The organism is Paraburkholderia bannensis NBRC 103871 (assembly GCF_000685015.1).
Lineage (GTDB): Bacteria > Pseudomonadota > Gammaproteobacteria > Burkholderiales > Burkholderiaceae > Paraburkholderia > Paraburkholderia bannensis.
The window spans coordinates 15,333-30,663 of the sequence record NZ_BAYA01000012.1; the positions used below are offsets into that span (position 1 = coordinate 15,333).

A 15,331-nucleotide genomic window follows, 5' to 3' on the forward strand; every position below is an offset into this window, starting at 1 on the left:
TCAATGTCCTTCCTTGCCCGGGCCATCGCTGCGCTTGTCACCTTCGCCGCCTGCACCGCCATTGCCGCCCTGATCGGCGTCATGGTCGTGCGCATGGTGCTCTTCGTAGTGCCTGAGCGCCACATCCGGGTCTTCCTTCTCGCCGGCGAACTTCGCGCGGATCACCACGAAGAACATCGGGATCATGAAGATCGCGAGGAACGTCGCGGTCAGCATCCCGCCGATCACGCCGGTACCGATTGCGTGCTGCGATGCCGAACCCGCGCCGTTACTGATCGCGAGCGGCAGCACGCCCAGAATGAACGCGAGCGAGGTCATCAGAATCGGCCGCAGACGCAGTCGGGCGGCTTCCAGCGCCGCTTCGACCGGGCCCATGGTGCCTTCCGCCTGGAGATCGCGGGCGAATTCCACAATCAGAATCGCGTTCTTCGCCGACAGACCCACGGTGGTCAACAGCCCCACCTGGAAGAACACGTCGTTTTCCAGGCCGCGCAGCGTCACCGCCAGCAGTGCGCCGAGCACGCCGAGCGGCACCACCATGATGACCGCGAACGGAATCGACCAGCTCTCATACAGCGCCGCGAGACACAGGAACACGACGAGGATCGAGATGCCGTAGAGGATCGGCGCCTGCGAACCCGACTGGCGTTCCTGGAACGACAGGCCCGTCCACTCGTAGCCGATGCCCGCGGGCAGCTTCGCCGCGATCTGCTCCATGGCCGTCATCGCCTGGCCGGTCGACTTGCCTGTGCTCGCCGCGCCCTGGATTTCCACCGCGGAAATACCGTTGTAACGCTCAAGCTTCGGCGAACCGTACGTCCACTGGCCGGTCGCGAACGAGCTGAACGGCACCATCCCGCCCGACGTGTTGCGCACGTACCAGGTGTTCAGGTCGTTCGGCGTCATGCGGAACGGCGCGTCGGACATCACGTACACCTTCTTGATCCGGCCGTCGACGTCCAGGAAGTTGTTGACGTACGACGACGCCCAGCCGATCGAGAACGTATTGTCGACCGATGCCGCCGTCACACCGAGCGCTTCAGCCTTCTGGCGATCGATGTTGATCTTGTACTGCGGCGTGTCGTTCAGGCCGTTCGGACGCACGAGAGCCAGCGACGGATCCTTCGCAGCCATGCCGAGCAGCATGTTGCGCGCTTCCATCAGCTTTTCGTGGCCCACGCCACCGCGATCCTGGAGTTCGAAGTCGAAGCCCGAAGCCGTACCGAGTTCAGGGATCGACGGCGGATTCACCGGAATCACCATCGCGTCCTTGTAGCCCGCGTAGTGACCGAACACGCGGCCCACCAGCGCCTGGACCTTCTGGTCGGCGTGCTGACGTTCCTTGTAGTCCTTCAGGCGCACGAACACGAGACCCGAGTTCTGGCCGCGACCCGCGAAGCTGAAGCCGTTCACCGTGAACGTCGACTCGACGATCGACTTCTCGTCGTTGAGCAGATAGTTCTGGATGTTGGCCAGCGTGCGCGCCGTGGTTTCCTGGGTCGAGCCCGAAGGCGTCTGCACGATCACGAACATCGTGCCCTGGTCTTCATCGGGCAGGAACGACTTCGGCAGGCGCACGAACAGGAAGCCCACCGCGACGATCACGGCCAGATAGATGATGAGCCAGCGGCCCGAACGCTTGATGACGTGGTGCACGCCGCTGTGATACTTGTCGCGGCTCTTGTCGAACGTACGGTTGAACCAGCCGAAGAAGCCCTTCTTCTCTTCGTGATGGCCCTGCGGGATCGGCTTGAGGATGGTCGCGCACAGCGCCGGCGTCAGGATCAGCGCGACGAGCACGGACAGCACCATCGCCGCCACGATCGTCAGCGAGAACTGACGATAGATGGCGCCGACCGAGCCGCCCGAGAACGCCACCGGCACGAACACGGCCGACAGCACGAGCGCCACGCCCACCAGCGCGCCGGTGATCTGGCCCATTGCCTTGCGGGTGGCTTCCTTCGGGCCTAAGCCCTCCTCCACCATCACCCGCTCGACGTTTTCCACCACCACGATCGCATCGTCCACCAGCAGGCCGATGGCGAGCACGAGGCCGAACATCGACAGCGTATTGATGGAGAAGCCCACCATCGCCATGATCGCGAACGTACCCAGCAGCACCACCGGCACCGCGATCGTCGGAATCAACGTCGCGCGCAGGTTCTGCAGGAACAGGTACATCACGAGGAACACCAGCACGATGCCTTCCAGCAGCGTCTTGATCACTTCCTCGATCGACAGGCGCACGAACGGCGTCGTGTCGTACGGGTACTTCACGACCAGACCGTGCGGGAAGTACTTCGACAGGTCGTCGATCTTCTGGCGCACCAGCTTCGCGGTCTGCAGCGCGTTGGCGCCCGTCGCAAGCTGAATACCGAGACCGGCGGTCGGCGCACCGTTGTACTTCGTGTCGAAGTTGTAGTTTTCGCCGCCCAGACCGATACGCGCCACGTCCTTCAGGCGCACCTGCGAGCCGTCCTGGTTCACCTTCAGCAGGATGTTGCCGAACTCTTCAGGCGTGTGCAGCAGCGTCGATTCGGTGATGGTCGCCTGGAACGACTGACCCGCCACCGACGGCGTGCCGCCCAGCTGGCCGCCCGCGATCTGCACGTTCTGCGCGGTGATCGCGGCCGTCACGTCGCTAGGCGTGAGGCTGAAGTTAGTGAGCTTGTTCGGATCGAGCCAGACGCGCATCGCGTACTGCGAGCCGAACAGCGTGACCGTACCCACGCCGTCGATACGGCTGACCGGGTCTTCGATGTTCGACGCCACGTAGTTCGCGAGGTCGTACTTGGTCATGCTGCCGTCTTCGGAGACGAACGCCATCACCAGCAGGAAGCTGCTGCTCGACTTCGTCACCTTGATGCCGAGCTGCTGCACCACCTGCGGCAGGATCGGCGTGGCGAGCTGCAGCTTGTTCTGCACCTGCACCTGCGCGATGTCCGGGTTGGTGCCCGCCGCGAACGTCAGCGTAATGGTGGCCGTGCCCGAGTCATCGGACGTGGACGACAGATACAGCAAGTGGTCGAGACCGCTCATCTGCTGCTCGATCACCTGGGTGACCGTGTCTTCCACCGTCTTCGCCGACGCGCCCGGGTAGGTTGCGCTGATCTGGATCGACGGCGGCGCGATGGTCGGATACTGCGCGACTGGCAGCGTGAACACCGACGCCACACCCGCCAGCATCAGAATAATGGCGATCACCCACGCGAAAATCGGGCGATCAATAAAGAACTTTGCCATGAAGCAGGCTCCCTGTTATTGCGCAGCGGAGGCAGCGGGTGCGGAAGCCGCGGGGGCAGCCGAGGCGCCGGATGCGCCCGATGCCGCGCCTGCGCTCGCGTAACCCGAAGCCGTCGCCTCGTCCGCCGAAGGCGCGCCCGGCGGGGGCGGCGGCGGCAGATGGGCGTCCACGGCCTTGACCTGGGCGCCCGGCTTGACCTTTTCCGTGCCTTGCACGATCACGCGGTCGCCCGGATTCAGGCCGCTGTCCACGACCCAGTCCTGGCCGATGGAAGCCGACGTGACGACCGGATGCAGCTCGACCTTGTTCTGGGCGTTGACGACCATCACCGTCGCCTGGCCCTTCTGGTCGTGCTGGACGCCGATCTGCGGCACGAGGATCGCGTGATCGTTGGTGCCTTCGTCGATGCGCGCGCGCACGAACATGCCCGGCAGCAGCACGTTGTCCGGATTCGGGAACAGCGCACGGATCGTCACCGAGCCCGTGGTCTGGTCGACCGTGACGTCGGTGAACTGGAGCTTGCCCTGCTGCGCATAGTTGCGGCCGTCTTCGAGCACCAGCGTGACCTTGGCGGCGTCGGGGCCGTTGGTCTTCAGGCGCCCTTCTTCGACTTCGCGGCGCAGGCGCAGGCCGTCGAGGCTCGACTGCGTGAGGTCGACGTACATCGGCGTCATCTGCTGCACGGTCGAGAGCAGCGTCGCGGCGCTCGCCTGCACGTACGCACCCGGCGTGACCTGCGAGATGCCGACCTTGCCGGTGATCGGCGAGAGCACGTCGGTGTAGCCCAGGTTGATCTGGGCGGTGTCGACGGAAGCCTTGCCGGCATCGACATCGGCTTGCGCCTGACCTTGTGCTGCGACCGCGTTGTCGTAGTCCTGCTTGCTCACCGCATTGGCCGACACGAGCACCTTGTAGCGCGCGACGAGGGCGTTCTGCGTGACGAGGTTCGCCTTCGCCTTGGCAAGCGTCGCCTTGGCGTTATTGAGGGTGGCGATGTACGGCGCCGGATCGATCTTGTACAGGCGCTGGCCGGCCTTCACGACCGAACCTTCGGTGAACTCGCGGCGCAGCACGATGCCGTCGACCCGTGCGCGCACCTGCGCGACGAGGAAGGCGTTGGTGCGGCCCGGCAGTTCGGTGACGACCGGCACGGTGCTGGTCTGGACGGTGACAACACCCACTTCGGGGGTTTGCGGCGGCGGCGCCGACTGCTTTTGCCCGCACGCTGCGAGCACTACTGCAGCCGTCGCGAAGCTGATTAGGCGGAATGGAACCCGTTCGACGCGCATGGAGCGACCTCTGTCTATAACTGACAATTAAAAGCGTGCGGCGTCCTCATGGGGAGGACGACGACACACGCCAGCATCTGGCAATACCTGACGGATAACCCGGTACTTCAGGAAAGGCGCGATACCGGTCTGCAACATCCATCCGGGCTTTATTCGCGCGCCACCCAGGGGGCGTCGCGCATTGGGGTTTCTACGACCGCTTGGCCAGTGACGGATATTAACCGGACATCACTTCTCAAGGTATCCAGGTGGTGGGGTGGTATTATAGATACATTCGCGAATGAATGTTTAAGAACGCTTCAACCCCCTGAAGCACGGTTCAAGAAGATTCCGCGCATGACATCCATATTACAAATCAATACTTTGCTCGTCGGACCCCAGATGCCTGGCCACCCCATTCATTCGCCTTCAGGGCGCTAACCCATCATGGTTCGACGTACGAAAGAGGAAGCGCTGGAGACGCGCAACCGAATTCTCGATGCCGCCGAACAGGTCTTCTTCGAGAAGGGCGTCTCGCGCAGTTCGCTGGCCGATATCGCCCAGGCCGCAGGCGTCACGCGCGGCGCGATCTACTGGCATTTCGAGAACAAGGGCGATCTGTTCACGGCGATGTTCGACCGTGTGATCCTGCCGCTCGACGAACTCAAGGCCGCCTCGGTCGATCCCAGCGAGCCCGACCCGCTCGGGCGCATCAAGGATCTCTGCACGCTCTGCCTGCAGGACACGGCCACCGACGCACGGCGTCGGCGCGTGTTCGAGATCCTGTTCCTGAAGTGCGAATTCGTCGAAGAGATGGGCCCGGTGATGGCGCGCCATCAGGACAATATCCGTGAAGGGCTCATGCGCATCGAGGAAGGACTGCGCAACGCGATGTCGAAGGGTCAGTTGCCCGCCGATCTCGACGCGGCGCGCGCGGCGCGCGTGCTGCACTCGTTCATCACGGGCGCGCTGCACGACATGGCCATCCTGCCGGACATGTTCGATGTGGCGAAGAACGCGCAGCGCCACGTCGAAGCCATGCTCGACGCGCTGCGCCACAGCCCGGCGCTGCGGGTGGGGCCGGACGCGGATCAGTAGCAGCCGGGAAAGCGGGCAAGCTGGAAAGCCCCGCGCGCATCGTCAACTTTCGGCGAAGCGCCGCGCCACGTAGAACAGGATCGCCACGAAGAAGATCATCGCTGCCCACGCCCAGCCGGGCAGCGCGTGCGGCGTCGGTTCGTGACGCAGCGTGCTGGCAGCGCGCCCCGACAACGTACCGCCATCGTGCTGCGGCAACAGATGCGCGCGCCGCGCGACCGCCGCCAGATTGATCGGCCGCAGGAACACATGTTGACGGCGCGGCTCCTTGCCTTTGGCGCGATTGGGCGCCCGGCCATGCTTGGCCGCCACCACGGCGCAGAACTCCGTGAAGAACTCATCGGCCAGTTCGTGCAGTGCGTTTTCGATCTGGCGCGGCGGCAATTCGCCCAGCGGCCCGGTCAGCGTGGCCCACACCGAATAATCGATGCGCGTGCTCAGGCTGCGCTCGCCCGAAGCCGGCGCGACCGACGTGATAGACGTGATCGGCGCGCCCCCTGAAGCCGCCCGCTCCTCCTCCCGCAACGCCACATCGATCTGCCCGCGCAGGGAGCCAATGCCATCGGCGCGCGCGCGAAAGCTCAGCACGCGGCGCGGCTTGAGCGGGACTTCGGCGACATCGTTGGCAATGTGGGCGCGCACCTCGTAACGCGCGCGCAGCGGCCCGAGCGGCACGGTCAGCGTGATCGCATATTCGTTGGGGCCGAGCCTGCGGAACGACTCGCAGTGCTCTAGGCTCGCACGCACGAGTGCGGCGTCCTGCAGCGCCTGCCAGACGGCAGACGGCTCGAGCGGAATCCTCAACGCGTCGTTCAGTTCCATGGCGGCTCCCCGGTAGCGGTGCGAGAAGGTCGGGTTGTGGTTGGGTTGTGGCTGGAAGGTGGCGTGGCCCGGTGCGAATCAGGAAGTCTGGTCGATGCGATCCACGCGCTGCGCGTCGAACGCCAGGTAGCCGCCTATGTCCCGCACGGTATCGTGCGGCGCCTCGTAGCTCCACGCGGCGTCCTCGATCCGGCCATCTTCGGTACGCAGATGAAAGTACGCCGCGCTGCCCTTGTGCGGACACGGCGTCGTGCGTTCGGAACGCTCCAGCCGCGCCATGTTCACGTCGGCGCGCGGGAAATAGAAGATGTCGGGGTAACCGGTTTCGCAGACGGTGAGCGCCGCGAGCGTGTCGGCGATCGTGATGCCGCCGTGGATCACACGCACACGATGACGGTTCACGATGATGTCGATGCGATGGCCGGCATCCGGTTCGACCGTCATGGCCTGCTCCTGATCGATGTGCGCCGCCGCTGGCTGGCGCATCGCCGCTGGTATGCCGGGCTGCCGGCCCTGGCTGATCTTTGCTGCTCCCTGGCGGGCGCGCAGCCCGGCATTGTCGCCGGTGTGCATGACACCGTTTGAACAGGCGACAAAAAAGCCGCGGCGAACCCGTGGCTTCATTATCGACCAAACTTCGCCCGCTTGCGCGACTTCGATACAGGCTGCGGATTTGTGTGCGCTATCAGACAGTTAAAGGCGTTTTAGCGCGCACGCAGGGTGGCGGCGCGCGGCCTGCCACCCTTCTTCCATCTGCAGCGCAACATCGCCGATATCAGTATTACCAGACGAATGCCGCGCGGGCGCGGCCGTTCGAGCTCACCGTCACGGCGCTCTTTTTATCGACGCCCGCATGGCTCACGTGCACGGTGTAGCGGCCGGGACGCACGCGCACGAGCATGTACGGCCCGCGCGACGTGGCGTCGAGCACACTCGCGCCGTGGGCGTCGGTGATCTGCACATGGACGTCGGCGAGGAATTCGGACTTGGGGCCCGTGAAGCGCAGCGCGAGCGGCCACGAATGCTCCGCCGCCTGCAGCGCCTTGGACTCGTCCTGGCCGACGCCGCCCGAGACATACGAGACATCGCCCTGTTGCTGCACCTGCGGCATGCCTTCGCCGTTGACGTTGCCCGCACTGGTGTTGTCGGTGCTGGAACCGCCGACCGTCGCGTTGCCCGTGGTGCCGCTCATGTTGTCGGTGCCTGCGTTGCCGCCGGGCGGCATGCCCTGCTGCGCAAACGCGAGACTGGCACTGCCCGCGAAGCCGACCGCACCGATCGCCAGGGTGGCCGCCAGTGCAGCGGCCGAAAGGACGGGACGTGTGTTATCAAACATCTTCATCGTGGCTGCTCCTCATACAGGTTGCCGGTCTGGGAGATACAGCAAGCCCCATGCCCGTCACCTTACGCGGCAATCCGTTTTCGGGCGCGCAAAAGAAAACTGCCGTCGGGGCGCGAAGCCCGGACGGCAGTAAAAAGCGGTCTGTCTGAAATCGGTCGATGAAGCGCGGCAGACCGCTGGAGCGAACCGAAAAAACCAATAAACCGATAAACCGGATAACCCCGTTTAGCCGAGATCCACCGGCACAAAGATCTGCGCGTCGTCGCGCTGGATCAGCAAAGCGATGCTGTTGCCGGCCTGCGCGATCATCTGCTTGAGCTGGTCGGCGCTCGACACCGGACGGCCATTCACCGCAAGAATCACGTCGCCCTGCTGGATGCCGGCGCTTTCCGCCGCGCCGCCCGCCTGCTCGACGAGCAGACCGTGATCGAGCGAGCTGTTGCTCTTCTCTTCCGGCGTGAGCGGACGCACCGCCACGCCCAGGCGCCCCTGCATCTGCGACTGCTGCGTATCGTTCGACGCCACCTTGCTATCGGACAGCGAGCCGATGGTCGCCGTCAGATCCTTGGTGCCCTTGTCGCGCCAGATCTGGATATCGGCCTTGGTGCCCGGCTTCATGCCGGCGATCAGCGACGGCAGGTCGGACGAATCGCCCACCTGCTCCCCGTTCACGGCCACGATGACGTCGCCGGGCTTCAGGCCCGCCTTGGCGGCCGGGCCGCTGGCGTCCACCGAACTCACGAGCGCGCCGTGCGGCTTGTCCATGCCGAACGAATTCGCGAGCGTCTGGTTCATCGACTGCACCGCGACGCCCAGACGTCCGCGGCTCACGTGGCCGGTCTTGACGAGATCGTCCTTGACCTTCATGGCTTCGGTGATCGGGATGGCGAACGACAGGCCCTGGAAGCCGCCCGTCTGCGAGTAGATCATCGAGTTGATGCCGATCACTTCGCCTTGCAGATTGAACAGCGGGCCGCCCGAGTTGCCGGGGTTCACCGGCACGTCGGTCTGGATGAACGGCGTGTAGTTCTCGTCAGGCAGCGAGCGCGACTTCGCGCTGATGATGCCGGAGGTCACGGTGTTGTCGAAGCCATACGGCGAGCCGATCGCCACCACCCACTGACCGACCTTGCTCTGGCGCGGATCGCCGATCTTCACGGTCGGCAGATCCTTGGCGTCGATCTTGAGCACGGCCACGTCCGACTGCTTGTCCGCGCCGACGACCTTGGCCTTGAATTCGCGCTTGTCGGTGAGCTTCACGGTCACGACGTTTGCGCCGTCGACGACGTGCGCGTTGGTCAGGATGTAGCCGTCCGGGCTGATGATGAAGCCCGAGCCGAGGCTCGCGCTCGGCGTATCCGGTTGCGCGCCGCCGCTGCCGCCGTCGCCGCCCATGCCCGGCATGCCGCCGTAGAAGTGCTTGAAGAACTGATAGAACGGATCGCTCGGGTCGATCGGCAGTTGCTGCGAACCGCCGCCTGCACCGCCGCCGCCGCGCAGGGCGGTCTGCTTCACCACGTGCTTCGCGCTGATGTTGACGACCGCCGGGCCGTAGGTTTCCACGAGGCCCGAGAAGTCAGGAATGCCGGTCTTGGCCGCGGCTTCGGCGGGCATCATCGCGGCCTGGGCCGGCGTGATGACCTGCGGCGGCGGCACGTCGCGGCGCCCGGCCACATAGCCCGCCGACAACGCGACGGCAACAGCGATGGCCACGGCACTGCGAGTAATGACTTTGGTATTCATAGTGGACTCCTTGCGCGGGATACGATCACGACGTAACGGAGATTAAGCCGCGTCACTTAAAGGAGTCTTAATTCAGGAACTAATCCACGAAGGCCCGTGCGACGGGCCTTCGCGTGAGAGGGTCTGATGGAAGAATCGATGCGCGCGCATCGAGTTTGAAACGTCAGTCCAACGAATAAACATGAAAGCAAATTGGAAGACTTAAAACCACCTTGCTTTAAAACCGCGGTTTTTAGAACCGCACGTCCACCTGCAAGCCGCCCGCAGGCGAATCGTCGAGCGTGATCGCCGCGCCATGCTGATCGGCGATACGGCGCACGATCGCGAGACCCAGGCCCGTGCCGGCCACATCGGTACGCGCGCGATTCACGCCCGCACCGACGCGATAGAAGCGATCGAACACGCGCGCGCGCTCGTCCACCGGAATGCCCGGCCCGCTATCGGCGATACGCACGAGCGGGTGCCCGTCCTCCACGAGCAGGCTCACGTCCACGCGCCCGCCAGCGGGCGTGTACTTGGTCGCGTTATCGAGCAGATTGTTGAACATCACCCGCAACGCATGCGCGTCGCCGTCGACCTGCGCCGCGACGCTTTCCTCGATGCCCAGATCCACGCCGCGCTGCTGCGCAAGCGGTGCATAGTTGAGCACGCAATCATCGAGCAGCGCATGCAGGTCGACGCTTTGCGCGCGGGCGTGACCATCGGGTTCGGAGCGCGCGAGCGCGAGCAGCTGTTCGGCCAGCCGCGTCGCGCGCGTGACGCCCGCCTGCAAGTCGCCGAGCGCTTCGCGGCGCGTCTCGTCATCCTTTGCGCGCGCAACCAGTTGCGCCTGGATCTGCACGGCCGCAAGCGGCGTGCGCAGTTCGTGCGCGGCATCGGCGACAAAGGCTTTTTGCGTATCGAGCGCATGCGCGAGGCGTTCGAGCAGCGCGTTCAGCGCGTGCACGAGCGGCATCACTTCGCGCGGCAAACGCTCCTCGGGCAGCGGATCGAGCGCTTCGGGATGACGCGTATCGAGCGCGCGCGCCACCCGCGAAAGCGGCTTGAGCCCGCGCCCCACCACCATCCACACAGCCAGGCCGAGAAACGGCAGCAGCACGATCAGCGGCCAGAGCGTGCGCAGCGCGACGTTCGCGGCGAGCCGGTTGCGCACCGACACCGGCTGCGCGAGCTGCACGACGTTGTCGCCGACGATCGCACCATAGACGCGCCAGTCGCCGCGATCGGTTTTCTCGGTCGAGAACCCAAGCTCCGCACGCGGCGCGAGCGGCGCGCGTGGATGCGAGTAATACATGAGCACGCCGTTGCGGTTCCAGATCTGCAGCACGATGCCCTCGTCGCCCGTATCGCGCGAACTGAGGATCTCGTTGAACGGCTCGGAGGGCAGCGCCTCGGCGATTTCCTGCAACTGGTAATCGAACAGCTCGTTGGCTTCCGCGAGCGCCTGGCGGTAAATCAGCCAGCCCGCGAGGCACACGCCCGCGACCACGATCGCGAGCAGCCAGAACAGCAGTTGTCGTCGTATTGAACTCATCCAGTACCCGTCAGCAAGCCCGCTTCCTCAGGCATCCTTCGCAATCATGTAACCGAGGCCGCGCACGTTGCGGATCAGGTCGGCGCCGAGCTTCTTGCGCAGCGCGTGAATATAGACCTCGACGGTATTGCTGCCGATCTCCTCGCCCCAGCCGTACATCTTTTCTTCGAGCTGGGTCTTGGAGAGCACCGCACCCGGCCGCGCGAGCAGCGCTTCGAGCAGCGCGAATTCGCGCGCGGACAGCGCGACGGGCGTGCCGTCCTGGGTCACCTGGTGCGAGGCCGGATCGAGCGTGATCGAACCGTGGCGGATCGTGGAATCGCTGCGGCCCGATTGACGGCGGATCAGCGCGCGCATGCGGGCGCCGAGTTCGTCGAGATCGAAAGGCTTGATGAGGTAATCGTCGGCGCCTGCGTCGAGACCCTTGACGCGATCGGCGACGGCGTCGCGCGCGGTGAGGATCAGCACGGGCAACGCAACGCCGCGCGCGCGCAGGGTGCGCAGCACGTCGAGACCGTCGCGCCGCGGCAGCCCGAGATCGAGCAGCATAAGGTCGTAGTTTTCGCCGCTCGCGGCCGAGAGCGCAGCCTCGCCGTCCTCGACCCAATCGACCGCAAAGCCTTCGCCGCGCAGCGCCTTGCGCACGCCTTCGGCGATCATGCGGTCATCTTCGACTAGCAGTATTCGCATCGCTATGTGATGGCTAAGCGGCGCCCGCAAGCGCCGCGTTTCGTTGATGACGATGGCTGCATTCTAGCGCCTCGCCACGGCGTTCCCTTTCAAAGCGCAGTCGGCTGGAGCGCGCGAAGCTTGCAGCCACCCTGCGCTCGCGTAACCTTTATCCACTTTTCGCCGAACTCGCGCGGATTTCACGCCAACGACGCACGCATGCCGCGCGAGGTCTTTACAATGGACGGCTTTGCGGCGCGCCATGCCGCGATGTTGATTGCGCCCTTTCATGCTGCTTCTTTTTTGCAGTGGCGCACGCATTGCGATAGCCGCGCGCCTGCAAGTTTTTTTGCCATTTTCCGCGTCCGTGCGCGCCGCGCGCGGCCCCTGCACTGCCCGCCCAATTCCAACGTTTTTCATGCCGCCCGTTTCGCTGTCCCGCCTACGCACTTTCCTCCGTCCGGCGCACGCTCCGCGCTCGCGCCCTCTCGCGCTCGCCCTTGCCTGCGCCGCGCTCGCCAGCGCCTTTGCCGGCGCGCCTGCCGCCCACGCGCAGCCCGAAGGCGCGCCGCGCCTGCCGGCCGTCAACGTCAGCACCGACCTGCCGCCGAGCGTGATGGCGGGCCTCGCGCGCGCGCACGTGCCGCTCTCGTCCGTGAGCGTGGTGATCGAGAAAGTCGGCGACCGCCAGCCGAGCCTCGCCGTCAACGCGGGCCAGCCGATGATGCCCGCGTCGACGATGAAGCTCGTCACCACCTGGAGCGGCCTCGCAATGCTGGGCGCCGACTATCGCTGGAAGACGAGCGCCTACACCGACGGCGAAGTCGATGCGAGCGGCACGCTGCACGGCAACCTCTACATCAAGGGCACGGGCGACCCGAAGCTCGTCCCCGAAGAACTCGTTGATCTCGTGCAGAAGATCCGCCAGGCGGGCGTGACGCGCATCGAAGGCGCGCTCGTGCTCGACAAGAGCGAGTTCGATCCGTCCACGCGCGACCTGCCCTCGTTCGACGGCGACGACAGCGCGCCCTATAACGTCGGCCCCGATCCGCTGATGTACGCGTTCAAGGCGCTGTCGTTCACGTTCTCGCCGTCGCGCGAAGGCGTGGCGATCGATGTGGTGCCGCCGGTCGCGCAATGGCAGATCGATAACCAGATTCACGAACGCGCGGGTTCCTGCGGCGGCATGCTGCCGAGCCCGCAGGTCACGCCGGGCGCGAACGGTCTCGTCACGGCGAGCTTCGCGGGCAGCTATGCGATGCGTTGCGGCGAGCGCACGCTCAACATGGCCGCGCCCGTCGATCATTCGACCTTCTTCGCCGACGGTTTCCTCGCGCTCTGGCAACAGGCGGGCGGCACCTTCGCGGGCACCACGCACGAAGGCGTCGTGCCGCCGCGCGCGCGCCTGCTGGGCGTGCACCAGAGCCCGCCGCTCGGCGACGTCGTGCACGACATCAACAAGTTCAGCAACAACGTGATGGCGCGCAACCTGTTCCTCACGCTCGGCGCCGTTGCGGGCAAGCCGCCCGCAACCACGCAGAAGGCCGCCACCGCCGTCACCACGTTCCTGCGCCGCAACGGCCTCGCCATGCCCGAACTCGTGCTCGACAACGGCTGCGGCCTGTCGCGCGAAGAGCACATCAGCGCGCTGTCGCTCGCGAACCTGCTGCAAACGGCCAACGCGAGCCCGGTCGCGCAGGTGTTCATCGACTCGCTGCCGATCGTGGGCGTGGACGGCACCATGCGCAACCGCCTGACCAACGCAGGCGTGGGCGGCAACGCGCACATCAAGACCGGCACGCTGCGCGACGTGCGCGCGATCGCGGGCTACGTGGCCGCCGAAAACGGCACGACCTGGATCGTCGTGAGCCTGATCAACGATCCGCGCGCCGAAGCCGCACGCGCCGCGCATGACTCGCTGCTCGAATGGGTCTACAAGGGCATGCCGGAAGAAGCGCCGGTCTACGTCGACCCGCATCCGAAGCGCTCGACCAAGGCATCGCGCGCGGGACACGCGTCGAAGCCGGTTGGGCACGTGGAACGCGTCGAATACAAGGCGACGGCGAAAAAGAAGAAACACGCCGCGCATTGATGCACGACGGCGTGGCGGGCGCGCTCCCGTCACGCATTCAGATTGGCCGGCTTTTTGACGTCTTCAAGCTGCATTGAGGGCGCTCAAAAGCCGCGCAAAAACCTCACAGCGCCGCCGCGACAGATCGGCTCGCGGCGCATCCGTGGTCTCTCCCCTCGAAGTTTTCCTCTAGCAAAGCCCCAAGCGTCGCGTGCGTGAGGCGTGTACCCTGACGGGCACAGTCTGGCTAGCGCGACATACAACTCTTACGCGCGCCGACGTCCGCATCAGACGGACACCACAACGAGATAAACGAGACAACACCGCCGCGCTGGCAGACCAGCGCCGCCCACGGGACAAGGAGGACGACGTTCGTGCAGTTCGACGCTGAATGGCTGCTGCTCGCGCTCGCGCCCGTGTTCCTCGCCTGCATCGGCTGGGAGGCCTGGCATTTCGCCCGCACGCGCCCCGGCGCCGCGCTCTACAGCTGGCCCGACACGCTCTGCAACGCCGCCCTCGCGCTCATGCATCAAGGCGCCGACAAGCTCGCCTGGCTCGTCGCCATTCCGGTTTATACGTGGGTCTATCACCATTGGCGCCTGCTCGACTGGCAGCCCGGTTTTCTCGCCTGGCTCGCGCTGTTCGTGGCGCAAGACCTGCTCTATTACGTGTTCCATCGCGCCAGCCATCGCGTGCGCTGGCTGTGGGCCGCACACGTCGTCCACCATTCTTCGGGACGCCTGAATCTTTCGACGGCGTTTCGCCAGAGCCTCATGTATCCGGTCGCGGGCATGTGGATGTTCTGGATTCCGCTGGCCGTGCTCGGTTTTCCGCCGATGCAGATTGTCGGCATCGTGCTCGTCAATCTCGCGTTCCAGTTTTTCGTGCATACGCAGGCGATCGGCAAACTCGGCTGGCTCGAATACGTGATCAATACGCCGTCGATGCATCGCGTCCATCACGCGCGCAACGATCGCTATATCGACCGCAATTACGCAGGCGTGCTGGCGATCTGGGACCGGCTGTTCGGCAGCTATGTCGAGGAAGACGCGCACGAGCCGCCCGTGTACGGCATCGTCAAACCGCTCGATACCTACAACCCGCTCAAGGCGAGCTTTCACGAATGGATCGCGATGGCGCGCGACTGCGCGCGCATGCCCAATGCGCGCACGCGAATTGCTGCGCTGTTCGCGCCGCCCGACTGGTGCGCACGATGGGATGCACAGCGTGATTCAAATCGCATGCAGCAACGAACCCCATCCACGGTGACGGAAAACAACACCGAGGGTGACCTCGGGTCGCGCAAGACCTGAGAGATTGCGTAGGCTGTTGGCCACAGCCCGGGGATCTACGCAAAACATAACAGCGATGCGCGGCCAGTATCGCGATGCAGTTCGCGTGGACGATGCACGGCAATCCGGCAGCAGCGGGTTCGGGACAGCCTCGAAGCCCGCCCGCCGCCTCAAGAACCCGTCGACATCGACGTAAAAGAAACAAGCAGAAATAGGCATCAACGCAGTGGCGACACCGGCCACACATA

Annotated in this window: 11 protein-coding genes; 3 read left to right on the top strand and 8 right to left on the bottom strand. The window is 65.1% G+C overall.

Annotated features, from left to right (window positions below):
• Together BBA01S_RS19000 and BBA01S_RS19005 are read right to left on the bottom strand one after the other, a co-directional pair.
• Positions 1 to 3,243: an efflux RND transporter permease subunit gene (locus tag BBA01S_RS19000; protein WP_027817842.1), complete on the bottom strand. Its 3,243-nt coding sequence runs from the start codon at positions 3,241 to 3,243 to the stop codon at positions 1 to 3.
• Positions 3,244 to 3,258: 15 nt separating this feature from the next.
• The gene (locus BBA01S_RS19005) at positions 3,259 to 4,533 is read right to left on the bottom strand and encodes an efflux RND transporter periplasmic adaptor subunit (RefSeq protein ID WP_027817843.1); all 1,275 of its coding nucleotides are present in this window, start codon (positions 4,531 to 4,533) and stop codon (positions 3,259 to 3,261) included.
• A 426-nt stretch (positions 4,534 to 4,959) separates the two neighbouring features.
• On the opposite strand from BBA01S_RS19005, the gene BBA01S_RS19010 reads away from it, so the two are divergent.
• Positions 4,960 to 5,610: a TetR family transcriptional regulator gene (locus BBA01S_RS19010; protein ID WP_027817844.1), complete on the top strand. Its 651-nt coding sequence runs from the start codon at positions 4,960 to 4,962 to the stop codon at positions 5,608 to 5,610.
• 42 nt (positions 5,611 to 5,652) lie between these two features.
• On the opposite strand, the gene BBA01S_RS19015 is transcribed toward BBA01S_RS19010, so the two are convergent.
• The 6 genes from BBA01S_RS19015 to BBA01S_RS19040 form a co-directional block, all read right to left on the bottom strand.
• The gene (locus BBA01S_RS19015; protein WP_027817845.1) at positions 5,653 to 6,432 is read right to left on the bottom strand and encodes a CoxG family protein; all 780 of its coding nucleotides are present in this window, start codon (positions 6,430 to 6,432) and stop codon (positions 5,653 to 5,655) included.
• A 78-nt stretch (positions 6,433 to 6,510) separates the two neighbouring features.
• Complete coding sequence (locus BBA01S_RS19020) at positions 6,511 to 6,876, bottom strand: DUF427 domain-containing protein (protein WP_027817846.1); 366 nt, start codon at positions 6,874 to 6,876, stop codon at positions 6,511 to 6,513.
• A gap of 337 nt (positions 6,877 to 7,213) precedes the next feature.
• Positions 7,214 to 7,774, bottom strand: a complete 561-nt coding sequence (locus tag BBA01S_RS19025; RefSeq protein WP_027817847.1) for a carboxypeptidase-like regulatory domain-containing protein — start codon at positions 7,772 to 7,774, stop codon at positions 7,214 to 7,216.
• Positions 7,775 to 7,999: 225 nt separating this feature from the next.
• Positions 8,000 to 9,517 (bottom strand): DegQ family serine endoprotease, encoded by a 1,518-nt coding sequence (locus BBA01S_RS19030; protein ID WP_027817848.1) that lies wholly within the window; start codon positions 9,515 to 9,517, stop codon positions 8,000 to 8,002.
• Positions 9,518 to 9,749: 232 nt separating this feature from the next.
• Positions 9,750 to 11,051, bottom strand: a complete 1,302-nt coding sequence (locus BBA01S_RS19035; RefSeq protein ID WP_027817849.1) for an ATP-binding protein — start codon at positions 11,049 to 11,051, stop codon at positions 9,750 to 9,752.
• Positions 11,052 to 11,078: 27 nt separating this feature from the next.
• Complete coding sequence (locus BBA01S_RS19040; RefSeq protein ID WP_027817850.1) at positions 11,079 to 11,741, bottom strand: response regulator; 663 nt, start codon at positions 11,739 to 11,741, stop codon at positions 11,079 to 11,081.
• 397 nt (positions 11,742 to 12,138) lie between these two features.
• Between BBA01S_RS19040 and dacB the strand changes: the two genes are divergently transcribed.
• Positions 12,139 to 13,812 carry a D-alanyl-D-alanine carboxypeptidase/D-alanyl-D-alanine endopeptidase gene (dacB, locus tag BBA01S_RS41795; RefSeq protein ID WP_156965992.1) on the top strand — a complete coding sequence of 558 codons (1,674 nt, stop codon included), beginning with the start codon at positions 12,139 to 12,141 and terminating at the stop codon, positions 13,810 to 13,812.
• Between the two features lie 353 nt (positions 13,813 to 14,165).
• Positions 14,166 to 15,104, top strand: a complete 939-nt coding sequence (locus BBA01S_RS41800) for a sterol desaturase family protein (RefSeq protein WP_084162311.1) — start codon at positions 14,166 to 14,168, stop codon at positions 15,102 to 15,104.
• Positions 15,105 to 15,331: the final 227 nt, after the last annotated feature.